This window comes from Gilliamella sp. M0320 (assembly GCF_016101635.1).
Classification (GTDB): domain Bacteria; phylum Pseudomonadota; class Gammaproteobacteria; order Enterobacterales; family Orbaceae; genus Gilliamella; species Gilliamella apis.
On the sequence record NZ_JACFQD010000001.1, the window covers coordinates 179,475 to 204,060 of the forward strand.

22 protein-coding genes are annotated in these 24,586 nt (G+C 34.6%); 21 read left to right on the plus strand and 1 reads right to left on the minus strand.

Translation table 11 applies throughout. The features are described 5' to 3' along the window. Position 1: 1 nt before the first annotated feature. Positions 2-970 carry a sugar kinase gene (locus H3T83_RS00800; protein ID WP_198214823.1) on the plus strand — a complete coding sequence of 323 codons (969 nt, stop codon included), beginning with the start codon at positions 2-4 and terminating at the stop codon, positions 968-970. A gap of 229 nt (positions 971-1,199) precedes the next feature. Here H3T83_RS00800 and hemW read toward each other — a convergent pair whose 3' ends face one another. Further along, complete coding sequence (gene hemW / locus H3T83_RS00805; RefSeq protein ID WP_198214824.1) at positions 1,200-2,333, minus strand: radical SAM family heme chaperone HemW; 1,134 nt, start codon at positions 2,331-2,333, stop codon at positions 1,200-1,202. 187 nt (positions 2,334-2,520) lie between these two features. Here hemW and H3T83_RS00810 point away from each other — a divergent pair, with 187 nt between their 5' ends. From H3T83_RS00810 to lpxC, 20 genes are all read left to right on the plus strand, one after another. Next, positions 2,521-3,393 (plus strand): D-hexose-6-phosphate mutarotase, encoded by an 873-nt coding sequence (locus tag H3T83_RS00810; RefSeq protein WP_065651609.1) that lies wholly within the window; start codon positions 2,521-2,523, stop codon positions 3,391-3,393. Positions 3,394-3,579: 186 nt separating this feature from the next. Further along, the gene (gene rplY / locus H3T83_RS00815; RefSeq protein WP_034901157.1) at positions 3,580-3,864 is read left to right on the plus strand and encodes a 50S ribosomal protein L25; all 285 of its coding nucleotides are present in this window, start codon (positions 3,580-3,582) and stop codon (positions 3,862-3,864) included. A 191-nt stretch (positions 3,865-4,055) separates the two neighbouring features. Beyond that, positions 4,056-5,516, plus strand: coding sequence for a glucose-6-phosphate dehydrogenase (gene zwf, locus H3T83_RS00820; protein WP_198214825.1), 1,461 nt, complete (start codon positions 4,056-4,058; stop codon positions 5,514-5,516). 13 nt (positions 5,517-5,529) lie between these two features. Continuing rightward, positions 5,530-6,228: a 6-phosphogluconolactonase gene (gene pgl, locus H3T83_RS00825; RefSeq protein ID WP_198214826.1), complete on the plus strand. Its 699-nt coding sequence runs from the start codon at positions 5,530-5,532 to the stop codon at positions 6,226-6,228. A 384-nt stretch (positions 6,229-6,612) separates the two neighbouring features. Continuing rightward, entirely contained in the window at positions 6,613-7,059 is a 447-nt protein-coding gene (gene mraZ, locus H3T83_RS00830; protein ID WP_034901162.1) for a division/cell wall cluster transcriptional repressor MraZ, read from the plus strand. Between the two features lie 15 nt (positions 7,060-7,074). Beyond that, positions 7,075-8,010: a 16S rRNA (cytosine(1402)-N(4))-methyltransferase RsmH gene (rsmH, locus tag H3T83_RS00835; protein WP_065614421.1), complete on the plus strand. Its 936-nt coding sequence runs from the start codon at positions 7,075-7,077 to the stop codon at positions 8,008-8,010. Continuing rightward, positions 8,003-8,383, plus strand: coding sequence for a cell division protein FtsL (gene ftsL, locus H3T83_RS00840; protein ID WP_065578131.1), 381 nt, complete (start codon positions 8,003-8,005; stop codon positions 8,381-8,383). Before rsmH ends, ftsL begins: the two co-directional genes overlap by 8 nt. Further along, on the plus strand, positions 8,383-10,161 hold the full coding sequence (ftsI, locus tag H3T83_RS00845; RefSeq protein ID WP_034901166.1) for a peptidoglycan glycosyltransferase FtsI: 1,779 nt from the start codon (positions 8,383-8,385) through the stop codon (positions 10,159-10,161). The genes ftsL and ftsI overlap by 1 nt, the downstream gene beginning before the upstream one ends. Before the next feature lie 13 nt (positions 10,162-10,174). After that, on the plus strand, positions 10,175-11,722 hold the full coding sequence (gene murE / locus H3T83_RS00850; protein WP_198214827.1) for a UDP-N-acetylmuramoyl-L-alanyl-D-glutamate--2,6-diaminopimelate ligase: 1,548 nt from the start codon (positions 10,175-10,177) through the stop codon (positions 11,720-11,722). Then, positions 11,719-13,083, plus strand: coding sequence for a UDP-N-acetylmuramoyl-tripeptide--D-alanyl-D-alanine ligase (gene murF / locus H3T83_RS00855; protein WP_198214828.1), 1,365 nt, complete (start codon positions 11,719-11,721; stop codon positions 13,081-13,083). The genes murE and murF overlap by 4 nt, the downstream gene beginning before the upstream one ends. Positions 13,084-13,087: 4 nt before the next feature. Further along, positions 13,088-14,170: a phospho-N-acetylmuramoyl-pentapeptide-transferase gene (gene mraY, locus H3T83_RS00860; RefSeq protein WP_065578128.1), complete on the plus strand. Its 1,083-nt coding sequence runs from the start codon at positions 13,088-13,090 to the stop codon at positions 14,168-14,170. Between the two features lie 24 nt (positions 14,171-14,194). After that, positions 14,195-15,529: a UDP-N-acetylmuramoyl-L-alanine--D-glutamate ligase gene (gene murD, locus H3T83_RS00865; protein WP_034901177.1), complete on the plus strand. Its 1,335-nt coding sequence runs from the start codon at positions 14,195-14,197 to the stop codon at positions 15,527-15,529. After that, positions 15,526-16,677 carry a cell division protein FtsW gene (gene ftsW / locus H3T83_RS00870; RefSeq protein WP_081298822.1) on the plus strand — a complete coding sequence of 384 codons (1,152 nt, stop codon included), beginning with the start codon at positions 15,526-15,528 and terminating at the stop codon, positions 16,675-16,677. Before murD ends, ftsW begins: the two co-directional genes overlap by 4 nt. Next, positions 16,677-17,729 carry an undecaprenyldiphospho-muramoylpentapeptide beta-N-acetylglucosaminyltransferase gene (murG, locus tag H3T83_RS00875; RefSeq protein ID WP_065578126.1) on the plus strand — a complete coding sequence of 351 codons (1,053 nt, stop codon included), beginning with the start codon at positions 16,677-16,679 and terminating at the stop codon, positions 17,727-17,729. The genes ftsW and murG overlap by 1 nt, the downstream gene beginning before the upstream one ends. A 142-nt stretch (positions 17,730-17,871) precedes the next feature. Next, positions 17,872-19,320, plus strand: a complete 1,449-nt coding sequence (murC, locus tag H3T83_RS00880; protein WP_198214829.1) for a UDP-N-acetylmuramate--L-alanine ligase — start codon at positions 17,872-17,874, stop codon at positions 19,318-19,320. Between the two features lie 2 nt (positions 19,321-19,322). Further along, entirely contained in the window at positions 19,323-20,231 is a 909-nt protein-coding gene (locus H3T83_RS00885) for a D-alanine--D-alanine ligase (protein WP_065578124.1), read from the plus strand. Positions 20,232-20,245: 14 nt separating this feature from the next. Then, the gene (locus tag H3T83_RS00890; protein ID WP_086320946.1) at positions 20,246-21,079 is read left to right on the plus strand and encodes an FtsQ-type POTRA domain-containing protein; all 834 of its coding nucleotides are present in this window, start codon (positions 20,246-20,248) and stop codon (positions 21,077-21,079) included. A gap of 21 nt (positions 21,080-21,100) precedes the next feature. Continuing rightward, on the plus strand, positions 21,101-22,354 hold the full coding sequence (ftsA, locus tag H3T83_RS00895) for a cell division protein FtsA (RefSeq protein ID WP_034901190.1): 1,254 nt from the start codon (positions 21,101-21,103) through the stop codon (positions 22,352-22,354). A gap of 80 nt (positions 22,355-22,434) precedes the next feature. Continuing rightward, the gene (ftsZ, locus tag H3T83_RS00900; RefSeq protein ID WP_034901192.1) at positions 22,435-23,583 is read left to right on the plus strand and encodes a cell division protein FtsZ; all 1,149 of its coding nucleotides are present in this window, start codon (positions 22,435-22,437) and stop codon (positions 23,581-23,583) included. A 64-nt stretch (positions 23,584-23,647) separates the two neighbouring features. Further along, on the plus strand, positions 23,648-24,562 hold the full coding sequence (gene lpxC / locus H3T83_RS00905; RefSeq protein WP_034901194.1) for a UDP-3-O-acyl-N-acetylglucosamine deacetylase: 915 nt from the start codon (positions 23,648-23,650) through the stop codon (positions 24,560-24,562). Positions 24,563-24,586: the final 24 nt, after the last annotated feature.

The window sequence follows — 24,586 nt, forward strand, 5'->3', positions numbered from 1 at the left end:
GATGGAATTTAAAATTTGTACTGTAGGTGAATTGCTGGTTGAATTTTTGGCAAAGGAAAGTAATCAACGCTTTGATCAAACAGGTGAATTTATTGGTCCTTATCCAAGTGGTGCTCCAGCAATATTTGCCGATCAAGTCGCTAAATTAGGTTTTCCTGTCATTTTTTTTAGCTGTGTGGGAAAAGATAGCTTTGGAAAAATGTGTATTAATCGGCTTAAAAAAGATGGTGTGATTATTGACGGTATAACTTCACATAGTATGGCTAATACTGGTAGTGCGTTTGTTAGTTATCAAGACCATAGTGATAGAGATTTCATTTTTAATATTCCCAATAGTGCATGTGGTTTATTATCTTTTAATCATATTGATGAAAAATTGTTAAAAGATTGTACTCATTTGCATGTTATGGGCTCTTCGCTTTACTCTTTTCGAGCCATTGATGCCATGAGAAAAGCATTAGATATCATTAAAAATAAAGGAGGAACAATTTCGTTTGATCCTAATTTACGTAAAGAGATGTTTAACATTCAAGAAATGGAGCAATCTTTTGGTTATATTATGGAGTATACCGATATTTTCTTACCTAGCGAAAATGAGGTTTGTTATTTTGCTCAAAATAATGATGAGAGTGAACAACAAACTATGTCAACTTTATTAAACAATGGTATTAAGCATATTGTTGTAAAAGGTGGTACTAAAGGTGCCAATTATTATGGTTTAGATGAACAAAAAAGCTTAAAAATGATTCATGTTGATGGTTTTAATGTCAATCCAGTCGATCCAACAGGCGCTGGTGATTGTTTTGGTGCAACATTTGTCAGTTTATTATTAGCCGGGTATCCTGTTGAAACAGCATTGCAATTTGCTAATGTGAGTGGTGCATTAGCTGTATCAAAACAAGGGCCAATGGAAGGAACATCTTCACTTGTCGAAATCAAACAGTTTTTATCACAACATACAACTGTTTAACGAGATAATGAAAACTTAATTTTCCTTATTACAAAAAAATCCCAATAACATTGTTATTGGGAAAACATAAGGAATAGGAAAACAATGAAATAAATGCATTGTCAAATCTAGTATGCTCTTTTTTTAAAAAAATGTAAGTAAAGATCTCTATATGGTTGTTTAAATAGTTAGTATGCTTTTTGTTAATTTAGAGTAAAGAAAAATTGTTGTCTCATTTTAATTAATTTTGTTATAAGAAAATTTCAAGCAATGAATTTAAAAATAATTTGCCATGGTCTGTTATTTGCCAGTTTTTTTCATCTTCAACTAAATAGTTTTTTTCGATAGCAAGTGAAATTGATTGTTCAATAGATTGCATAGGTAAAAATGTTCTTTGTTCAAATTCGATTTTAGGTGTAGGTTCAAATAGTCTGAATCTATTCATAAAAAATTCAAAGGCTAATTCATCTTTAGCTACAGTATAAGATCGCTCTAAATAACGTCCTTGCATATATCCCTGCGGGTGTTTTGTTTTTACCGTACGAATAATGGTACCGTCATTTTGTGTTAGTTTGCCATGAGCACCACAACCAATACCGATATAATCGCCGAATCGCCAATAATTTAAATTATGTTGGCATTGATAATTTGGTTTTGCATAAGCCGATGTTTCATATTGTTGATATCCATGGTTAGTTAGCAATTGGTGGCCTTGTTGATAAATATCCCAGAGCATATCATCATCAGGTAAAAGCGGAGGTTTAGAACCAAACAAGGTGTTCGGCTCAATTGTTAGTTGGTACCAAGATAGATGTGGTGGTGCGATTGCAATTGCCTGTTTAAGATCATGCAATGCATCCTGAATTGTTTGATTTGGTAAGCCATGCATTAAGTCTAAATTAAAGCTTTTTAAATTTAAATCATGAGCTAATTTTCCTGCATCTATTGCTTCTTGTGGATTATGAACTCGTCCTAACTTTAAAAGCTTATCTGATTGAAAGCTTTGTACTCCGATCGATATTCGGTTGATACCTGCTTGCTGATATCCTTTAAATCTTTCTACATCAACGGAATTAGGATTTGCTTCGATAGTAATTTCTGCATTATGATTAATTGGTATTATTTTGTTTATACTTACCAACAATTTATTAATTAATTCAGCAGAAAAAAGGCTTGGGGTTCCACCACCGATGAAAATTGAATGAATGGAACGATCATGAGCAAGCAATACATCTTGTTTTAAATCATTAATTAAATGATCAATATATGCAGAGTAATCCGGCGCACTCTTCATTTTGTGTGAATTAAAATCGCAATATGGACATTTTTGCACGCACCATGGCATATGTATATATAAACTCAGTGGAATTTTATACTGAAACATATGCCTTTCCTCAAATTTTTTACAAAGCGTAAGTAACTGATAAGAAATAGCTGGCTATATTACTCCAATTTAGTAAAAAAAGCTTTTATTGTCTGTATTCCGTTTTTATAATTCGAGTAATATGCGTACAATTAGATCTAGATTATAGGCAGTATTCGCCAAGCAAATTAAATAGTTAGGAGTAAATATGAGTATTATTAAGCAGATTTTAGATAGTTATGCTACCGGTTCGTCATTGAGTTTATCAGTCCATCAAAATATATTTGGTGAATTACCTGTCTTAGTGATTAAACATCCAACATGTTCAGCAGCAGTATCGTTACAAGGTGCTCATTTACTATTTTGGCAACCTTCAACAGAAACTACTCCTGTTATTTGGTTGAGTCAAAAAGCGAATTTTAAAAAAGAAATGGCAATTAGAGGCGGAGTGCCAATTTGTTGGCCATGGTTTGGTAAATTGGGTGAGCCAATGCATGGTTTTGCTCGTTTAGTTCAATGGCAATTAGATTCTTGTAAAGAAGACAATAATGGTGTTGATCTAACTTTATCATTAACCAATAACCAACAGACAGAACGTTTTTTCACAAAACCTTTTCAGGCATGGTTAACCATTCATGTGGGACAAACTTGTGAAGTGACATTATCTTGCCAAGGAGATTTTGAAGCAACAAGTGCATTACATACTTATTTTGGTATTAATAATATTGATAATGTTACTGTTAAAGGTTTAGGGGATTTATATCAAGATCGCTTACCAGTTGAAAATAAACCGGCTATTTTAGGACAACTAACCTTTAATCAAGAAGTTGATCGTGTTTATACTAATGCTGATGAAGCAATCACCATCTTTGATGGGAAACGAACTATAAAATTAACTAATATTAATGCAAGTGATGTCGTTACTTGGAATCCTTGGATAGATAAAGCTAAAGCAATGGCTGATTTCGCTGATCAAGAATATCAATCTATGGTATGCGTTGAGACCTGTCGTATTAATAAACCGTTAAAATTATCGACAACACAAAAATCAGTATATGGGTTTAAGATTGAAGTGATTTAAGCATTATATTTTGCTTATTATAAATGCAATCAATATGTGACTTTATCTTTGTAGAGTTGATTATTTGATTGCGTTTACTAACATAACACTTTATAATCCCTAGCGCTTTTTAGAGCACTAATTTTATAACCAACTACTGGGTCGCCTGTAATTGGTTTTTATTTTGAATAAATAAGAGAAATCAATATGTTTACATTTAAAGCTGAAGTAAGAAAAGAGCATGGTAAGGGTGCGAGCCGCCGCCTGCGTCACGCTGGTCAGTTCCCGGCTATTGTCTATGGTGGAACAGAACCTGCAGTTTCTATCGTGTTAGATCACAACCAAGTATTCAATATGCAAGAAAAACCGGAATTTTATTCTGAAGTATTAACTATTGAAATTGATGGTAAAGCAGTTAAAGTTAAAGTACAAGCGGTACAACGTCATCCATTTAAACCAAAATTAGTTCATATGGATTTCGTACGCGCATAATTGCTGATTGTTGAAGTATTATTCAACATATTTTTAGATAAAAGGTCACCATATAGGTGACCTTTTATTTTTTTATTTGAGTCTAAAAAAGACAAATACCTATTATTATGATTTATTCTATTAACTTGATGTATACTGGTAATCAAACATAATAAAATAAATTGTAGATGACACCATTTTAGGAGAACTTCATGTCTGATATCCCAGCTTGCGATTTAGTTATTTTTGGCGCTAAAGGGGATTTAACGAGGCGTAAACTTTTACCGTCTCTATATCAATTAGAAAAATATGGAAAGTTACCAAAACAGACAAAAATTCTAGGTGTAGGCCGTGCTGATTGGGATCAAAAGGCTTATGCTGAAGTAGCTAAAGATGCGTTGACCTCATTTATGTCCGAGCCTTTAGATGAAAGTGTTTGGCAACGACTTAGTCAGCGTCTAAACTTTCATAAATTAGATGTTAATGATATATCAGGGTTTGATTCTTTGAAAAATAAACTTGAAAAATCGCATCCTGCTATTTTTTATTTTGCTATGCATCCGAATACATTTGGGACTATCTGTCAAGGCTTAGCAGCTGCAGGTTTGAACCAATCTCAAAGTCGAATTGTCATGGAAAAGCCATTAGGTTTTGATTTACAATCATCGAAAGAAATTAATGATTCAGTTGCAAAATTTTTTAGTGAGTCACAAGTTTATCGTATTGATCATTATTTAGGCAAAGAGTCAGTTTTAAATTTACTTGCATTACGCTTTGCTAACCCTGTGTTTGCTGCATTTTGGGATAGAAATTCAATCGATCATGTTGAAATAACTGTTGCCGAACAAGTTGGAATTGAGGGGCGTTGGGGTTATTTTGATAAAGCTGGGCAAATGCGAGATATGGTGCAAAATCATTTATTACAAATTCTTACTATGATTGCAATGTCGCCACCGGCAAATCTTGACGACGATAGTTTACGTAGAGAAAAGATTGCAGTACTGAATGCATTACGTCCAATTAATAAAGCTAATATTCGTGAAAAAGTAGTTAGAGGCCAATATACGGCTGGATTTGTTAATGGTATTAATGTGCCTGGTTATTTAGAAGAAGATGGTGCTAATAAGCAAAGTAATACGGAAACATTTGTTGCTATTCGTGTGGATATAGATAATTGGCGTTGGGCAGGGGTTCCTTTCTATTTAAGAACGGGTAAACGCTTACCAAGCAAATGTTCTGAAGTTGTGGTTTATTTTAAATCTTTACCGCTTAATTTATTTAGCGAATCTTATTCAGAATTGCCACAAAATAAACTAACTATCCGTTTACAGCCAGATGAAGGTATGGACATTGAAATTTTAAATAAAGTTCCTGGCTTAGATAGTACTCATAATTTACAAACTACTAAGCTAGACTTAAGTTTTAGAGAAACATTTCATCAACATAGTGCTGATGCTTATGAGCGTTTATTATTAGAAGTGATGCGTGGCAGACAAGCTTTATTTGTTCACCGTGATGAAGTTGAAGCAGCATGGAAATGGGTTGATTCAATTATTAGTGCTTGGAATTTAGATAATGAATTACCAAAAACCTATCCTGCAGGTACTTGGGGACCTGTCGCTTCAGTGGCTTTGATCACTAAAGATGGTCATTCATGGCATGAGTTTGAATAGAGGAAATGCGAAAATGTTTACATTAAATAAATACTCAAACAATCAATTATTGATTGAAGATTTAGCTGCCCATATTGTTAAAGAACTAAAAAAGGCTATTGAAAAAAAAGGACATGCCTCTATCGCCGTATCCGGTGGAAAAACACCTATACCACTATTTAAATTACTAAGCCAACAAGATTTAGATTGGCATAAGGTTTTTATTACATTAGTTGATGATCGATGGGTAAATGATACTGATGATGCGAGTAATGAGAAGTTAGTATTAACTTATTTACTACAAAATAAGGCTAAATTAGCTAATTTTGTCGGCTTGAAAAATAATTGTGATAATCCATTCGACGGTGCAGAAATTACCGATAAAATATTAAATAAAATTCCGATGCCATTTGATGTGTTAATTTTGGGAATGGGTGAAGATGGACATACTGCCTCGCTTTTCCCTGGTGCAGCTAATTTAATGGCGGGGTTAGATATGAAATCCGGTCGCAAAGTTATCGGTATGACACCATTAACCGCTCCACTTGATCGTATTACCTTAACATTACCTGCTATTTTAGATAGTGAAAATATCTATTTACATTTAGTCGGTGAAAGTAAGATGCAAGTACTTGAGCAAGCAGAACAAGGCGACAATATTAATCAAATGCCTATTCGTGCAGTTTTGCAGCAAAACAAAGTCAATGTTATTGGTTTTTGGACTGCTTCTTAACTAAATCAAGATTGCCAGTTCTGACTGGCAATATTCTAATTTTCAGTCTGGTACTAAAATCTATTGTTACCAAAAATCATTTATCTTTTATATTTATAATGCTCTGATCAACAGCATTTTTTATTAGAAAACATAACGTTTAGTATTTAATAACTACATCCATAATTCCTTTTAATATTTTTTATTACTTTATTCCAGTTGTTAGTATTTACTAGCAGTTATAGACATTTTTTACATTGTTAGAAATAAATTAATTAAACATCTATTATTTTATTAACTTTTGTGGTAAAAAGTGGGGTAAAGTGGTAAAAAATAGGATTTTAATTAACATATTGATTTTTTTATTAATTAAAAACAATAAAAATTGTTAATTATGGTGCTTTCATGTTTAGTGGTGCAATTTCAATCAATTTAGATAGTAAAGGGCGAATAGCAATTCCTACTCGTTATCGTGATTTTTTGTCTGACGGTTTAGTTTGTACCATTGGTTTATATCATCCTTGTTTAACACTTTATTCAATGTCTGAATGGCAAAAAATTGAATTACAACTATCAACATTGTCGACTATTATTGAAGTAGAAAGAAGAATTAAAAGGCTACTATTAGGTTATGCAACGGAATGTAATTTAGATAATGCTGGACGTATTTTACTTCCACCAACTTTACGTACTTATGCAAAACTAGAAAAACATACTATGTTTGTCGGCCAATCTAATAAATTTGAAATTTGGGATGAAGGAATATGGTATCAACAAATTAGTGATGATATTGCTGCGTTACCAACAGATATTGAAAACTTATCAGATAATTTAAAAAATCTAACAATTTAATAAGAGTAAATAACAATGGATTATCAACATAAAACAGTTTTATTAAATGAAGCTGTAGAAGCATTGAATTTAAAAAAAAACGGTATTTATGTTGATGGGACTTTTGGCCGTGGTGGTCATTCTCGTTTGATCCTCGAACAATTAGGTGACAAAGGAAAACTAATAGCAATTGACCGTGATGATAGGGCTGAGCAAGCAGCATGTCAGATAAATGATCCTAGATTTACTTTTGTTAGAGGTGAATTTTCTAATGTATATCAATATATTAATGAATTAGGGTTCCTAGGCTGCGTTGATGGTTTTTTGTTAGATTTAGGTGTGTCATCACCTCAATTAGATGATCCTGAAAGAGGATTTTCTTTTATGAAAGATGGACCACTTGATATGCGGATGAATAATCATAAAGGTATAACTGCAAGTGAGTGGTTACTAAATAGTGATGAAAATGATATTGCATGGGTATTAAAAACTTTTGGTGAGGAAAAATTTGCTAAACGTATCGCGCGGGCAATTGTCGAGCAAAATAAGGTAGCACCAATCACTCGTACCTTAGAGTTAGCGAGTTTAATTGAAAAAGTGACTCCGAAGAAAGATAAAAATAAACATCCAGCAACACGCTCATTTCAAGCTATTAGGATTTACATAAATAGTGAACTTGAGGAAGTTGAACAAGCATTAAATAGCAGCTTGTCAATACTGGCTAATCAAGGAAGACTTGCTGTGATTAGTTTTCATTCCTTAGAAGATAGAATCGTAAAACAATTTATTAATAAACAGAGTAAAGGTCCAGATTTACCTGCAGGGTTACCATTAACAGAACAACAAATTAAACAATATGGTAATGCTAAATTAAAATCACTTGGCAAAATTAAGCCGAGTAATGATGAAATATATGGTAACCCGCGTTCACGTAGCGCGATATTAAGGATAGCAGAAAGGAAAAATGAATAGTAACCAAAACAATGAAATTTATAACAGAACTAGTGTAGAAATACACAATCAAAAAAGACCAAGCAAAAGTTTATTTGGATTAATCCTTAATGATTTGCTTGGTCATCAAAAGATTTCATTATTGTTATTGTTACTTATTATTATCTCAGCTGGTGCTATATTGATAACAACACAGCAGGTACGTAAACAATTATTTGAACGTGAACAATTACTACTTGAACAAGATGTATTAGAAAGTGAATGGCGTAATTTAGTTATTGAAGAAAACGTGCTTGCAGATCCAAAACGGATTGAAGAAAAAGCTAAAAATCAATTAAGTATGTCGTATGTTACACCTCAAAATGAAACCGTTATTGTGATAAAGAGTAAATAATGAAGTTTGCCAATAAAAATAAAAAAGATAACGTAAGACTTACTACGAAATCGAATAAAGGGAATAAATTAAACAGTAAAAAGCAAGTTTTTACGCTTAATCGATTCTACCTAGTATATGGCTTTATTATTTTAGCTATTATTGGTTTGTTGATTAGATTGGCTATTTTACAAATAATTGAACCCGATAAACTTATTGCTGAAGCCAATAAACGTTCCATTCGTCATCAAGAAATGAGTGCGCCGAGAGCGATGATTACTGATCGTAATGGTAGAGCACTGGCCGTTAGCGTTCCAATGTATGATGTTTGGGCTGATCCGAAAATAGTTGTGCAGAAAGGTGGGGTTGATGCCAATGATATTCGTTGGCAAGGATTAGCGAAAACGTTAAATATTCCAATGTCGACATTAGAACAAAAATTGAGTAATCCATCGATGCGTTTTGTTTATTTATCTAAACAAATTACACCAACTATATCGGATTATTTAAAAAAATTGAAATTACCAGGAATATCGTTTGCTAAGACTTCAAAACGTTATTACCCTGCAGCAGAAAATATCGCCCAATTAATTGGCTTAACAGATACCGATGAAAACGGTACAGAAAAAGGTTCTGAAGGTATCGAAAAAAGTTTTAATAAATGGCTTATTGGTGAATCAGGACAACGTGTAGTAAGACGAGATAGAGTTGGTCGTGTTATTGAGGAGCTAGAAAGAACAGAAAGTGAAATTGCTTCTGATTTAACGTTAAGTATTGATGAGCGTTTACAGTCGCTCGTTTATAGCGAGCTTAGCCAAGCTGTTACTTTTAATAAGGCTGATAGTGGTACAGCTGTTTTAATCGATGTTCATACTGGTGAGATTTTAGCGATGGCAACCAGCCCATCCTATAATCCAAATAATCGTTCTTCAATTGATTATAATTTGTTACGAAATCGAGCCATAACAGATGCATTCGAGCCAGGTTCAACAGTTAAACCTTTAGTTGTTATGGCTGCATTAGAAAAGAAAATAGCTGATTTGAACACTATCATAGATACTAGACCATTTTTAGTTAACCGCTATGAAATAAAAGATGTTTCTTATCAAAAAGCACTGAATTTGGCTGGTATTTTGGAAAAATCCAGTAATGTAGGGGTAAGTAAATTAGCACTGCAAATGCAATCAGGTGATCTTGTTGAGTTTTATAGTCGTTTTGGCTTAGGCCAACCAACAGAACTTGGTTTAGGAGGTGAAGTTAGTGGTTCTATTGCTGCCGATAGAACAAGAAAATGGGCGGATATAGAGCGTGCAACTTTTTCTTTTGGTTATGGCTTAAGTGTTACCCCATTACAATTAGCTCGAGCTTATGCAACTATAGGTAGTTATGGTGTTTATCGACCGGTTTCAATATTAAAAGTGACAGAACCCGTAGAAGGTAAACGGGTTGTAAGTGAAAAAATAGCTAAAACTGTAGTGCAATTGATGGAAGCTGTGGCAGTAACCGGTGGCGGAACTAAAGCCTCAGTTCCTGGATATAGTGTCGGTGTTAAAACGGGTACAGCTAAAAAACTAGCTGGTGGTCGATATGTCAACCAGTATTTAGCTTATACCGCAGGTATTGCACCGGCAACAGGGCCAAAATATTCACTAGTTGTGGTAATTGATAATCCAAAAGCAGGACAATATTATGGCGGCTCTGTTTCCGCACCTGTTTTTAGTCGAATTATGGGTGGTGTTCTTAGAACAATGAACGTTAAACCAGACCGCCAAGTAGATGGCCAAATGATCGTATATTAGTAGGTAACAAATAATGGCAACTAACACATTTAAAACGTTATATAAATTATTAGGTGGAAGTGATCTAGAACTAGATGATTTTCCGCTTAATCATTTGATAATTGATAGTCGAAAAGTAAATAAAGATGATGTTTTTATTGCTATTAAAGGGTATACCGTTAATGGTCGGGATTTTATTCCGCAAGCTATCTCATCTGGTGCTGCTGTAGTTCTAATTGAAACAAATAGAAAATCAAATGATTTGAAAATTGATTATCTTAAACAAAAAAATAAGAAAGCTATTCCACAAATAAGTATATTTCAGCTTTCTCAAAAATTATCAAAAATTGCAAACGACTTTTATTGTTCACCATCAAAAAACTTATCGGTTATTGGTGTAACAGGAACTAATGGTAAAACAACAGTAACGCAGCTTATTGCACAATGTGTAACTTTGTTAAATAAAAAAGCCGCATTATTGGGTACGATAGGTAATGGTATTTATAATCAACTTGAGCCTTCATTAAATACGACTTTATCGGCTATTGAAGTTCAATCAGCTTTAGCTGAATTTGTCACGCAACAAGTTCAAGTTGTCGCCATGGAAATTTCGTCCCATGGTTTAGCGATGAATCGAGTAAAAGCATTAAATTGTGCAGCAACAGTGTTTACTAATTTAAGTCGTGATCACCTTGATTATCATAAAACCATGAATAAATATGCTAAAGCAAAATGGTCATTATTCAGCGGTGATGAACACGAAAAGCAAGTTGCTAGTTCAGGTAAATCAATTATTAATTATGATGATGAATACGGACGGCGTTGGATTGACAAATTATCAAGTGTTACGGTTGTGTCATGTCAACCTAAATCATTGCGCCGTTTAAAAACATTGGATAAGCCCTATGTTGGCGTATCAATGATTGAATATCATGATAAAGGGGCCAAAATTCATATGGAATCGAGTTGGGGTAATGCTATTATTCACAGCCGATTATTAGGTGAATTTAATGTATCAAATGTTTTGTTAGCAATTGCAACCTTGTTGACTCTTGATTATCCATTTTTTGCTGTTGTTAATATGGCATCATATCTTAAGCCGATCTGTGGTCGTATGGAAGTAATACATGTAAAAAATAGTCCAACAGTCATTATTGATTATGCACATACGCCAGATGCATTACAAAAAGCATTACAAGCAAGTCGTATTCATTGCAAAGGCCAATTATGGGTGATTTTTGGTTGTGGTGGAGATAGAGATACCGGTAAAAGACCTTTAATGGCCGAAGTCGCGGAACAATTTGCTGATAAAATTGTATTAACAAATGATAATCCCCGAACTGAAGATGAGGCTAAAATTATTCATGATATAGAGCAAGGTTTAACCAATATTAAAAATACACAAGTTATTACCGATAGAGTTACAGCTATCCGAGAAACTCTTGCTCAGGCTAAAGCTGATGATGTGATCTTAATTGCAGGAAAAGGACACGAAGATTACCAAATTATTGGTAAAACTAAACATCATTATTCAGATCAAGAAACGGTAAAACAGATTTTAGGAGTAGAGAATCTATCATGATTCCTTTAGTTATTAAACAAATTGCAACAATCGTCAATGGTACATCTTATCATCTTCCAAATGAAAAATTGGCTATTAATGAAATTTGTACTGATTCACGAAAAATTACTGATCAATCACTATTTATTGCATTGGTAGGTGAAAAATTTGATGGTCATTTATTTGCTAAACAAGCTATTGACGATGGTGCTATTGCGGTAATTGTAAATCGTAAAATCGATGATGATATTCCTCAAATAGTGGTCAATGATACTTATATAGCCTTAGGTCAACTAGCTGAATTTGTAAGAGATAAAAGTTCAGCAAAATTTGTTGCGTTAACTGGTTCATCGGGCAAAACCTCCGTCAAAGAAATGACTGCTAATATTTTACAACAATGTGGTGAGACTCTTTATACTCAAGGTAATTTTAATAATGATATAGGTGTGCCACTAACATTACTACGATTAAAGAAGCAAGACCAATTTGCAGTTGTTGAATTAGGTGCCAATCATATTGGTGAAATTGCTTATACTACACGCTTAGTTAAACCAAACAGTGCGCTGATTAATAATATAGCTTTGGCGCATATTGAGGGATTTGGTTCTCTTGAGGGTGTAGCAACAGCTAAAGGTGAAATTTTTGAAGGATTAGCTGATAACGGAATTGCAATTATTAATTTGGAAAGTTGTTCAGATAAATGGTTAAAGAATTTGAAAAATAAAACTGTCTGGACTTTTTCAACAGCTGATTCTTCTGCCGATTTTTATGCCAGCAATATAAAAATGATGGATCAGACAGTTTTTACATTGCATACCCCAATTGGTGAGAGCGAAATTAGCTTACCGTTAGTTGGTGAGCACAATATATCTAATGCAATAGCGGCATCAGCTTTAGCAATATCAGTAGGTGCAAGTTTAACACAGGTTAAAAACGGTTTAGCTGCATCAAAACCAGTAAAAGGACGGTTGTATCCTGTTAGGTTAAATCAAACGCAGTTAATTTGGGATGATTGTTATAATGCTAACGTTGGCTCAATGTCAGCTGCTATACATGTTTTAGCAACACAGCCCGGGTATAAAGTATTAGTCGTTGGTGATATGGCTGAATTGGGTAACGATGCAAATATTTATCATCAACAAATCGGCGAGTTAGCTAAACAACAAAATATTGATTGTGTTGTTAGTGTCGGTCAGCTAAGTGAATTAATCAGTCAATTTAGTGGTGTTGGCCATCATTTTATTGATAAACAATGTGCTGTAGATTATTTATTAAACTTACTACGTCTACATCCAACTTTAACTATGCTAGTCAAAGGATCACGTAGTGCAAAAATGGAAGATCTTATCGTGGAAATTCAAACAAAAATAGGTCAGGATTAAAATTATGTTGGTGTGGATATCAGAATATTTAGTTAAATATTTTACTTTCTTTAATGTTATTTCTTATCTTACGGTAAGGGCTATTTTAGCGCTATTAACTTCATTGACCATTTCGCTAATTATGGGGCAAAAAGTCATTGATTGGTTGCAAAAATTGCAGATTGGTCAAGTTATCCGTAATGATGGTCCGGAATCTCATTTAAGTAAAAAAGGAACACCAACAATGGGAGGAACACTTATATTAGCCTCCATTTCAATTTCAGTTTTTTTATGGGCTGATCTGCGAAATCCTTATGTTTGGGTAACATTATTTGTATTACTTGGTTATGGTATTGTTGGCTTTGCAGATGATTATTTAAAAGTTATACGTAAAAATACAGCGGGGCTAATTGCTCGATGGAAATATTTTTGGCAGTCAGTTATTGCATTAATTGTTGCTTTTGGTCTTTATGCTTATGGAAAAGATAGTTCTGTTACAGTACTAGTTGTACCATTCTTTAAAGATGTTATGCCGCAATTAGGATTGTGGTTTATCTTATTGACTTATGTCGTCATAGTTGGTGCTGGTAATGCAGTGAATTTAACTGATGGTCTCGATGGATTGGCAATTATGCCAACAGTTTTTGTTGCTGCTGGTTTTGCACTTGTTTCTTGGGCAACTGGTAATGTTAATTTTGCTGCTTATTTACATATTCCATATATTAAATTTAGTGGCGAATTAATGATTGTTTGTACAGCTATTATTGGTGCTGGTCTTGGTTTTTTATGGTTTAACACTTATCCGGCAATGGTCTTTATGGGCGATGTTGGTTCATTAGCTTTAGGTGGTGTGTTTGGGATTATTTCTGTTTTACTCAGACAAGAGTTCTTATTGTTAGTTATGGGTGGTATTTTTGTTATTGAAACCTTATCTGTAATTTTACAAGTAGGATCCTTTAAATTAAGAGGTAAACGAATTTTTCGAATGGCACCAATTCATCATCACTATGAATTAAAAGGTTGGCCAGAACCAAGAGTTATTGTTCGGTTTTGGATTATTTCACTGATGTTAGTGGTAATTGGTTTATTAACTTTGAAATTACGCTAAATAATATTAGAGCAGGATTAAATCATGGTTGATTATCAAGGTAAAAAAATTGTTATTATCGGATTAGGTATTACAGGACTTTCCTGCGTTAACTATTTTCTTGCTCAAAATGTTATACCGAAAGTAATTGATACTCGTTCATCTCCTCCAGGATTAGAGCAATTAGATAAGCGAGTTATTTATCATTTAGGTAATTTAAATACAGATTGGCTATTTGAGTCTGACTTGATTATTGCTAGTCCAGGTATTGCTTTATCAACACCTGAATTACAAAAAGCTGCTGAACTCGGTATTGAGATTATTGGGGATATTGAACTTTTTTGCCGTGAAATTAATCAACAAACAAATAAAAAAGTTATTGCCATTACCGGGGCAAACGGTAAAACGACTGTCACTACTTTGGTTGGCGATATTATAAAAGCAGCTGGTATAAAAGTTGGTGTAGGTGGCAATATAGGTGAAGCCGCTTTATCATTATTGCAACAAGACTGTGATGTTTATGTCCTTGAACTATCAAGTTTTCAATTAGAAACAACATCAAGTTTACAAGCTTCAGTGGCAACAATTTTGAATATTTCTGAAGACCATATGGATCGTTATCCACTAGGATTGTTGCAATATACTGAAGCGAAACAACGCATTTATCATAATGCAAAATGTTGTGTTATTAACTATGATGATAAATTGACTAAACCGTTTGGTAAACAACAACATTGTGTCTCTTTTGGATTAAACAATGGAGACTATCATTTAGATGAGAAGTATGAACATTTAATTGCACAAAATCAGCCTGTTTTATCAACTAAATCAATGAAACTAATCGGCTGTCATAATTATCTGAATGCTTTGGCTGCTTTAGCTATTGCTGATAATTTACAGATCCCACGAGATTCAAGCTTACAAACAATTTCTAATTTTCAAGGTTTACCTCATCGTTTTGAATTAGTATTTGATAACAATAATGTCAAATGGATTAATGATTCTAAAGCCACTAATGTCGGTAGTACTGAAGCGGCATTGAAAAGTGTTATATGTAATGGAAAACTATTTTTATTGTTAGGTGGTGATGGTAAATCGGCAGACTTTACCCCTTTGATTCCTTATTTAAAAAGTAGAAATATTGAAATTTTCTGTTTTGGCCGAGATCGAGATTTGCTTGCTAATTTAGCCCCTGAAATCACAACTGTTACGTTAACTATGTCCGAAGCCATTCAGTGTATAGCTAAAAAAGTAGTCGCAAATGATGTCGTGTTGCTCTCTCCAGCTTGTGCGAGTTTAGACCAATTTAAAAACTATATTGAGCGTGGAAATCTATTTGCACAACTTGCCAAACAGTATGGTTCAAGGAGTGATACATGACATTCTTCTGGATAAAAAAACAAGTTAATCCAAATATTCCATTTGATAACCAACTACTTTGGACTGTAATTGGTTTAATAGTATTTGGTTTAATTATGGTAACATCTTCATCAATGGCGTTTAATGAAAGTGACCCATTTTTCTATACGCAACGAGAGTTGATTCAAATCGGAATGTCGCTCTTTTTAATGGGGATCACGTTATATATTCCGATGCAACGTTGGCAACAATTTGGATCAGTTTTATTAATCCTTTCAATTATTATGTTGATAGTTGTTTTAGGGATTGGTTCTTCAATCAACGGTGCGTCTCGTTGGATCCCATTAGGTGTTTTTAATTTTCAGCCAGCTGAACTTTCTAAATTATCGTTATTTTTATTTTTAGCAGGTTATTTAGCCCGTAAGTCAGAAGAAGTCCAAAGCGGCTTTTGGGGCTTTTTCAAACCTATGGTGGTTATGGCAGTTTTATCAATTTTGTTACTTAAACAGCCTGACTTAGGTACTGTAATTGTATTATTTATGGTAACAATAGGTATTTTATTTATTGCTGGCGCTCAATTATGGCAATTTATTGCGATTTTACTAACTGGAGTCGGTGCTGTAGTTTGTCTTATTTTATATGAGTCTTATCGTTTAACGCGTTTAATGACATTCCTTGATCCGTGGCAAGATGCAACTGGTGCTGGTTATCAGCTCGTTGCATCATTAATGGCAATTGGTAATGGTGGTATTACTGGACAAGGAATTGGTAATTCTATTTTTAAATTACGCTATTTACCTGAATGTCATACCGACTTTATTTTCTCAATTATTTCAGAAGAGTATGGATATATTGGTGTTGCTGCGTTATTGCTATTACTCTTCTTTCTAACTTTCAAAGCATTAGCAATCGGCTATCGAGCTTTGAATGAAGGTTCTCAATTTTCGGGCTATTTGGCTTGTGAAATTGGTATTTGGTTTGGATTTCAAACTTTTGTTAATGTTGGTGTCACCTCCGGTATGTTACCGACAAAAGGTTTAACTTTGCCATTTATTAGTTATGGAGGCTCAAGCCTTATTGTGATGAGTATTGCGGTTGCAATATTACTGAGAATAGATTTTGAGTTTAGACAACAACAAACTCAAGCAAGAATAAGGTCGATAAAATAATGAAAAAATTATTAGTCATGGCTGGTGGAACCGGTGGTCATGTATTTCCAGGTATTGCCGTTGCTCATTATTTAATGAAGCAAGGTTGGCAAGTGAGATGGCTAGGCACTGCAGACCGTATGGAAGCACATTTAGTGCCAGAAAATGGTATTGATATTGATTTTATCCAAATATCAGGTTTGCGAGGTAAAGGTAAAATGGCGTTATTAAAAGCGCCTTACAAAATATTAAAAGCGGTTTTGCAAGCAAGAAAAATCTTAAAAAATTATCGTCCTGATGTCGTTTTAGGTATGGGAGGATATGTTTCCGGACCGGGTGGTATTGCGGCTAAATCTTTAGGCATTCCGGTTGTATTACATGAACAAAATGGTATAGCAGGTTTAACTAACAAATCTTTAGCTAAAATTGCGACCAGAGTTTTACAAGCTTTTCCAACAGCATTTCCTAATGCAGAAGTTGTTGGAAATCCTGTTCGTAGTGATTTATTAACGATTAAAGAACCAAGCGAAAGATTTAAAGATCGACAAGGCCCAATTAGAGTCTTGATTATGGGCGGAAGTCAAGGAGCCAAAGTCATTAATGATGTTGTACCTCAAGTAATTACAAGATTGTCTGATAAGTATGTTGTTTGGCATCAAACAGGTAAGGGTATGTTAGATGATGTACTTAAATCATATCAGCATTGTGATATGACAAATAATCGTGTGACAGAATTTATAACAGATGTCAAAGAAGCTTATGATTGGGCTGATATCGTAATTTGCCGTAGTGGGGCATTAACTGTAAGTGAGATTGAAGTTGTTGGTATTGGAGCTATTTTCGTACCATTTATGCATAAAGATCGCCAACAATTTTGGAATGCGAAATCTTTAGCGGATATTGGTGCAGCAAAGATAATTGAACAACCAGATTTCAATGTTGACTCACTATTTACGTTACTTGAGCATTTGAGTCGCGAAGATTTAGTTGAAATGGCTATTAAAGCAAAAAGTTTATCAATTATAAATTCGACGGAAAGAGTAGCCGAAACGCTTATTTCGGTGGTAAAATAGTGAATTTTATATATAATTTTAAGTAATTGTTTTATTGATGTGTTTGATATTTAATCTTAATTTGTTTGATAAATGATTGTCCAATAAATTTTTAAATACCGAATACTAAATAAGAAGTAACTAACTAGCTAGGGGTTTAAGTGTGAATACTAAGGAATTAGCTGAATTAAGAGCAATCATTCCAGAAATGAAACGAGTCAAACATATCCATTTTGTTGGTATTGGTGGCGCGGGCATGGGCGGTATTGCCGAAGTTCTTGCTAATGAAGGATATCAAATTAGCGGTTCAGATATTGCTGAAAATCCTGTAACTCAGCATTTAGAAACATTAGGTGCTAAAATTGTCATTGGTCATGCTGCTGAAAACGTCCTGAGTGCTAGTGTCGTGGTTATCTCTTCGGCTATTTCTCAGGATAATATAGAAGTTATTGCAGCTAGAGAGGCTCGGATACCAGTGATTCAAAGAGCTGAAATGTTAGCTGAGTTAATGCGTTTTCGATATGGTATTGCTATCGCTGGTACCCATGGTAAAACAACCACTACAGCAATGGTTACTTCTATATATGCTGAAGCTAAACTTGATCCAACTTTTGTTAATGGTGGATTAGTAAAAGCGGCAGGAACACATGCTAGATTAGGTAGTAGCCGTTATTTTATTGCTGAAGCAGATGAAAGTGATGCTTCATTTTTACATCTACAACCTATGGTCTCTATAGTCACTAATATCGAACCTGACCATATGGATACCTATCAAGGAAGTGTAGAAAATCTTAAACAAACCTTTATATCTTTTTTACGCAATCTCCCTTTTTATGGTTTAGCCGTAATGTGTTATGACGATCCGATTAATCGCGAGTTATTACCAGTGGTTGGTCGTAAAATTATCACCTATGGATTTAGCGAAGAAGCCGATGTTGTAATTAAAAATTATCGCCAAGAAAGAGGTGTTAGCTATTATACTGTTTGCCGTCCAGATAGAGATGATTTACACATTGAATTGAATGCTCCAGGCAAACATAATGCTTTAAATTCTGCAGCAGCGATTATTGCGGCAACAGAGGATGGTATTGATGATGATTCAATTGTACGCGCGCTGGCTAAATTTGCTGGTACTAGTCGACGTTTTGATCTTCTAGGTATTTTCCCTTATGGCAATGATAAAGATATAATGATGGTTGATGATTATGGGCATCACCCTAGTGAAGTTAATGCAACAATTCAAGCGGCTAGAAATGGTTGGCCAGATCGGCGTTTAGTTATGTTATTTCAACCGCATAGATATACGCGAACTAGAGATCTCTTTGATGATTTTGCCCAAGTACTTTCTCAAGTTGATGCATTAGTTATGTTAGATGTTTATTCTGCCGGAGAACAACCTATTGCTGGTGCTGATAGTCGTTCACTTTGTCGTTCAATTCGTAATCGAGGAAAAGTGGATCCAATTTATGTTTCAGATTTAGATCTGGTACCGGAAATTATGAAAGAAATATTACAAGGTGGAGATTTGTTATTAACACAAGGCGCTGGTAGTGTTGGTCGGATTGCCCGTCAATTAGCTGGTAGTCAATTATTTTCAAAAGGGGTTTTATAATAATGGTTGATAAAATTGCTGTATTGTATGGTGGAACCTCTGCTGAACGTGAAGTATCACTAAAATCAGGACAAGCTGTTCTAGCAGGATTAAAAGAAAATGGTATTGATGCCCATCTTGTTGATACAAAAGAGTATTGTATAACTAATTTAAAACAAGATGGTTTTTCAAAAGCATTTATTATTTTGCATGGGCGTGGTGGTGAAGATGGTATTACTCAAGCTATTTTAACTTATCAAAATATTCCTTATACCGGAAGTGATGTTTTATCCTCAGCATTAACTATGGATAAGTTAAAAACCAAACTAGTGTGGAAATCACTTGGTTTACCTGTTGCTGATTATGTAATGGTTGATAAATCACAATCAATTGATGTTGATAATATTATTAAACAACTTGGCTTACCATTGTTTGTTAAACCTAGCCATGAAGGTTCAAGTGTCGGTATGTCCAGAGTTAATCAAGCAGACGAATTAAAAGCAGCTGTTGATATTGCCTTTAAATATGATAATACCGTGATGATCGAATCATTTTTAGCTGGACCAGAGTTTACTGTAGCTATTGTTGGTGAAGATGTTTTACCTGCAATTTACATTAAACCTGCTACCAATTTTTATGATTATGATGCAAAGTATTTGTCAGATAAAACCCAATATTTTTGCCCTAGTGGATTAAGTGATGCTAAAGAACAAGAAATTCGTAAGTTAGCTCTAGATGCTTATAAAGCTGTAGGATGTAGAGGTTGGGGAAGAGTCGATATTATGTTTGATGAAAATGAAAAGCCATATTTACTTGAGGTAAATACTGCCCCTGGAATGACAGATCACAGCTTGGTACCAATGGCGGCAAAAGAATATGGCTGGTCATTTAGTGAATTGGTTAAACGTATTTTACAATTAGCAACCATATAATTGGCTTTATTTTTATGAAAAAAGTCCGACAAGCAGCGCATAAACATCAAAACCAGAATAAAAGAAAGTTGCTTGTTTTTCGCAATGCAGAACAAATGTTAGGTTTTTTGTTCTTAGTAGTAATAGTTGTTATTTGTGGATGGGTCGTCAATTCTATTCGAGACTGGATGGAAGATCCCGATCAGATGGTATTATCACAATTGACCTTAAGTGGTGATTATACTTATACGACTGAAGATGATCTTAGACAAGCAATTCTAGGATTAGGTTTGCCAAATACCTATATTGGACAAGATGTGGATGATATTCAGCAAGAAATTATGCGATATCCTTGGGTAAAACAAGCAAGTGTTCGTAAACAATGGCCCGACAGATTGATTGTAAACATTGAAGAATATAAACCTGCATTTTACTGGAATGATTTATATTTACTTGATAAAAATGGCAATACTTTCAGTGTGCCATTGGATCGTTTGAACGATTTATCATTGCCAAGGCTTTATAGCCCTGAAGGTAAAGCCAAGTCAATGTTAGAAACTTATTTTAGATTAGAGGAACTCTCTAAAAAATGGGCTAACAATAAGTCTACTTTGATAATTCAGGCAGCAATATCGGATGAACGTAATGCATGGCAATTAATGGTAAAGCAATGTAAAGTTGATTTGTGTTCTGAAAATGAGGAAATAAAATTGATATTAGGTAGCGAAAAAATAGAACAACGTTATCAACAATTTATCAAATTATTTCCAGAAATTCAGTCAAGAATACCGGATGGTGAAAAAATAACGGCTGCTGATTTACGTTATGAAAATGGTATTTCAGTGCAACGAGAAAAAATCTCTCAATAAGGAATAAATAAAGGCTGAAGTATGAAAGCAACAGAGAAAAAATTGGTTGTTGGACTTGAAGTTGGCACCTCGAAAGTTCTTGCCCTCGTTGGTGAAGTTCTTCCTGATGGTATTGTCAATATTATTGGTGTTGGCCATTGTCCATCAAAAGGTGTTGATAAAGGTGGTGTGAACGATCTTGAATCAGTGGTTAAATCAATCCAACGAGCTGTTGATCAAGCTGAATTAATGGCTGATTGCCAAATATCTTCTGTTTATTTAAGCCTGTCAGGTAAACATATTCGTTGTCAGAATGAAATTGGAATGGTGCCGATTGCAGATGAAGAAGTGACAGCAGAAGATGTTGAAAATGTTGTTCATACTGCTAAATCTGTACGTATTTTAGATGAACATAGAATCTTACATGTTATTGCCCAAGAGTACTCTATTGATCTACAAGAAGGTATTAAAAACCCAATTGGATTATCTGGTGTAAGAATGAAAGCGAAAGTTCATTTGATCACCTGCCATAATGATATGGCGAGAAATATAGTTAAAGCAGTAGAGCGTTGTGGATTGAAAGTTGATCAGCTTATTTTTTCTGGTTTGGCATCGAGTTATGCTGTATTAACTGATGATGAAAAAGAGTTAGGTGTTTGCGTCATAGATATTGGTGGCGGAACAATGGATGTCTCAGTTTATACTGGTGGAGCATTACGTCATTCTGTGGTTATTCCTTATGCTGGTAATGTGGTTACCAGTGATATTGCTTACGCATTTGGCGCACCACCAATGGATGCAGAAAATATTAAAATTCGTTATGGATGTGCTGTTGGTTCACTAGTCGGTAAAGATGAAGTTATTGATGTTCCAAGTGTAGGTGGACGTCCGTCTCGTTCATTACAGCGGCAAACATTAGCTGATGTCATTGAACCTCGTTATTCAGAGCTTTTATCGTTAGTTCAAAAAGAGCTATTAGTATTACAAGACGAGCTTAAAAGACAAAATGTTAAATATCAATTGGCAGCAGGAATTGTGTTAACAGGCGGTGCTGCTCAAATTAAAGGTATGGTTGAATGTGCTGAGAAAGTGTTTCAAAATCAAGTACGTATCGGCCAGCCTTTAAATATTTCAGGATTAACTGATTATGTACAAAAACCATATTGTTCAACAACTGTAGGGTTATTGCATTATGGTAAACAAAGTTTATTACATGATGATGCTAAAGACAGCAATAAATCATCATTAAAAGGGATAGCTAAACGTTTGACCGGTTGGTTCAAAAAAGAATTTTAGCTAATATATTTAATAACTTCGTAGACATTGTAGCTGGTTATCTGTACAATGTCCTTAGATCGTAAATTTGGAGATAAGTTATGTTTGAGCCTATGGTTGCGGATGATGAGCCAGCAGCTGTCATTAAAGTTATTGGTGTCGGTGGCGGCGGCGGTAATGCTGTTGAGCATATGATTGCTGAACATATTGAAGGCGTTGAGTTTTTTGCAGCAAATACTGATGCACAAGCATTGAAAAGAATAAAAGTTGGTCAAACTATCCAAATCGGAAATAATGTTACCAAAGGACTTGGTGCTGGTGCTAATCCAGAAGTTGGCAGAAATTCAGCAGAAGAGGATCGTGATGTTATTCGTAGTGCGATTGAAGGTGCCGATATGGTCTTCATTGCAGCCGGAATGGGTGGCGGAACAGGTACTGGTGCTGCACCAGTTGTTGCTGAAATTGCGAAAGAATTAGGTATTTTAACTGTAGCTGTAGTTACAAAACCTTTTGGATTTGAAGGTAAAAAACGCATGGCTTTTGCTGAGCAAGGTATTGCTGAATTAGCTAAACATGTTGATTCACTTATCACAATTCCAAATGATAAACTATTAAAAGTTTTAGGGCGTGGCGTTAAATTATTAGATGCTTTTGCTGCAGCAAATGGTGTATTAAAAGGTGCAGTGCAAGGCATCGCCGAACTAATTACCAAACCTGGTCACATCAATGTCGACTTTGCTGATGTTAGAACTGTAATGTCTGAGATGGGCTATGCGATGATGGGTTCTGGTCGTGCAACTGGTGATAATCGAGCTGAAGAAGCAGCTGAAATGGCGATTTCAAGTCCTTTACTTGAAGATATTGATTTATCAGGCGCTCGTGGCGTATTAGTTAATGTTACAGCAGGTCTTGACCTTGGTCTTGAAGAGTTCGAAACAGTGGGGAGCACCGTAAGAGCGTTTGCATCTGATAATGCTACTGTTGTTGTTGGTACGACTTTTGACCCAGATATGTCAGATGAGATTAGAGTGACTGTGGTTGCTACAGGTATAGGAATGGATAAACGTCCAGAAGTTAAGATAACTAAACCTGCCGCTCATCACGGCTCGTTGTTTGGTCAAACCAGTCATTTACCGTTACAACAAGAAGAATCATCAATATCTAAGGTTGTGAATGAACCTGATGTGTCTCCTATTGAAGAGCGTAAAATTTTAGATATTCCTGCGTTTATTCGTAAGCAGGCTAATTAATATTGAACTTATTTGATTTATTATTGTCTAATGGCATAGTAACAAATAAAAAAGTAGGTGCGAAGTGAAACAAAGAACATTAAAAAAGACAATTCAAGCAACTGGTGTCGGTTTACATACTGGTAAAAAAGTTACTTTGACATTACGTCCTGCACCGGAAAATACAGGTGTTATTTATCGTCGTACAGATTTAAATCCGTATGTTGATTTCCCTGTGGATGCAAAATCAGTGCGAGATACAATGCTTTGTACCTGTTTGGTTAATGAAGATAATGTTCGTATTTCAACTGTCGAACATATTAATTCAGCATTAGCTGGACTTGGTATCGATAATATTATTATTGAGGTAAATGCTCCGGAAATTCCAATTATGGATGGTAGTGCAAGTCCGTTTATCTATTTGTTATTAGATGCTGGAATCGCTGAACAAAATGCGTTGAAAAAGTTCTTACGAGTAAAAGAAACTGTTCGTGTTGAAAATGGTGATAAGTGGGCAGAAGTACGACCATATAGTGGTTTCCGTTTGGATTTTACTATTGATTTTCGTCATCCGGCTATTGATAGTAGTTCGCAACGTTACCAACTAGATTTTTCTTCTGAATCTTTTATTCGCCAAATTAGTCGTGCAAGAACTTTTGGCTTTATGCGAGATATCGAAGCTCTACAATCTAAAGGATTATGTTTAGGTGGTAGTTTAGATTGCGCGATTGTTGTTGACGATTATAAAGTTCTTAATGAAGACGGTCTTCGTTTTGAAGACGAATTTGTACGTCATAAGATGCTTGATACCATAGGTGACTTATATATGAGTGGTCACAATATGATTGGTGAAGTCGTTTGTTATAAATCTGGTCATGCATTGAATAACCAACTATTGCAAGCTTTATTGGCGAAACAAGACGCTTGGGAATATGTCACATTTACTGAAGAGCAAAGTGTTCCTGTTGCTTTAGGTACAAGACAACTTGTTCTAGCATAATTCCTTAAACGAAAATAATCGCTT

Excerpts from the sequence above, each read along its gene's own strand:
- H3T83_RS00800 (WP_198214823.1), top strand. The coding sequence starts at position 2 with ATGGAATTTAAAATTTGTACTGTAGGTGAATTGCTGGTTGAATTTTTG.
- hemW (WP_198214824.1), bottom strand. The coding sequence starts at position 2,333 with ATGTTTCAGTATAAAATTCCACTGAGTTTATATATACATATGCCATGG.
- H3T83_RS00810 (WP_065651609.1), top strand. The coding sequence starts at position 2,521 with ATGAGTATTATTAAGCAGATTTTAGATAGTTATGCTACCGGTTCGTCA.
- rplY (WP_034901157.1), top strand. The coding sequence starts at position 3,580 with ATGTTTACATTTAAAGCTGAAGTAAGAAAAGAGCATGGTAAGGGTGCG.
- zwf (WP_198214825.1), top strand. The coding sequence starts at position 4,056 with ATGTCTGATATCCCAGCTTGCGATTTAGTTATTTTTGGCGCTAAAGGG.
- pgl (WP_198214826.1), top strand. The coding sequence starts at position 5,530 with ATGTTTACATTAAATAAATACTCAAACAATCAATTATTGATTGAAGAT.
- mraZ (WP_034901162.1), top strand. The coding sequence starts at position 6,613 with ATGTTTAGTGGTGCAATTTCAATCAATTTAGATAGTAAAGGGCGAATA.
- rsmH (WP_065614421.1), top strand. The coding sequence starts at position 7,075 with ATGGATTATCAACATAAAACAGTTTTATTAAATGAAGCTGTAGAAGCA.
- ftsL (WP_065578131.1), top strand. The coding sequence starts at position 8,003 with ATGAATAGTAACCAAAACAATGAAATTTATAACAGAACTAGTGTAGAA.
- ftsI (WP_034901166.1), top strand. The coding sequence starts at position 8,383 with ATGAAGTTTGCCAATAAAAATAAAAAAGATAACGTAAGACTTACTACG.
- murE (WP_198214827.1), top strand. The coding sequence starts at position 10,175 with ATGGCAACTAACACATTTAAAACGTTATATAAATTATTAGGTGGAAGT.
- murF (WP_198214828.1), top strand. The coding sequence starts at position 11,719 with ATGATTCCTTTAGTTATTAAACAAATTGCAACAATCGTCAATGGTACA.
- mraY (WP_065578128.1), top strand. The coding sequence starts at position 13,088 with ATGTTGGTGTGGATATCAGAATATTTAGTTAAATATTTTACTTTCTTT.
- murD (WP_034901177.1), top strand. The coding sequence starts at position 14,195 with ATGGTTGATTATCAAGGTAAAAAAATTGTTATTATCGGATTAGGTATT.
- ftsW (WP_081298822.1), top strand. The coding sequence starts at position 15,526 with ATGACATTCTTCTGGATAAAAAAACAAGTTAATCCAAATATTCCATTT.
- murG (WP_065578126.1), top strand. The coding sequence starts at position 16,677 with ATGAAAAAATTATTAGTCATGGCTGGTGGAACCGGTGGTCATGTATTT.
- H3T83_RS00885 (WP_065578124.1), top strand. The coding sequence starts at position 19,323 with ATGGTTGATAAAATTGCTGTATTGTATGGTGGAACCTCTGCTGAACGT.
- H3T83_RS00890 (WP_086320946.1), top strand. The coding sequence starts at position 20,246 with ATGAAAAAAGTCCGACAAGCAGCGCATAAACATCAAAACCAGAATAAA.
- ftsA (WP_034901190.1), top strand. The coding sequence starts at position 21,101 with ATGAAAGCAACAGAGAAAAAATTGGTTGTTGGACTTGAAGTTGGCACC.
- ftsZ (WP_034901192.1), top strand. The coding sequence starts at position 22,435 with ATGTTTGAGCCTATGGTTGCGGATGATGAGCCAGCAGCTGTCATTAAA.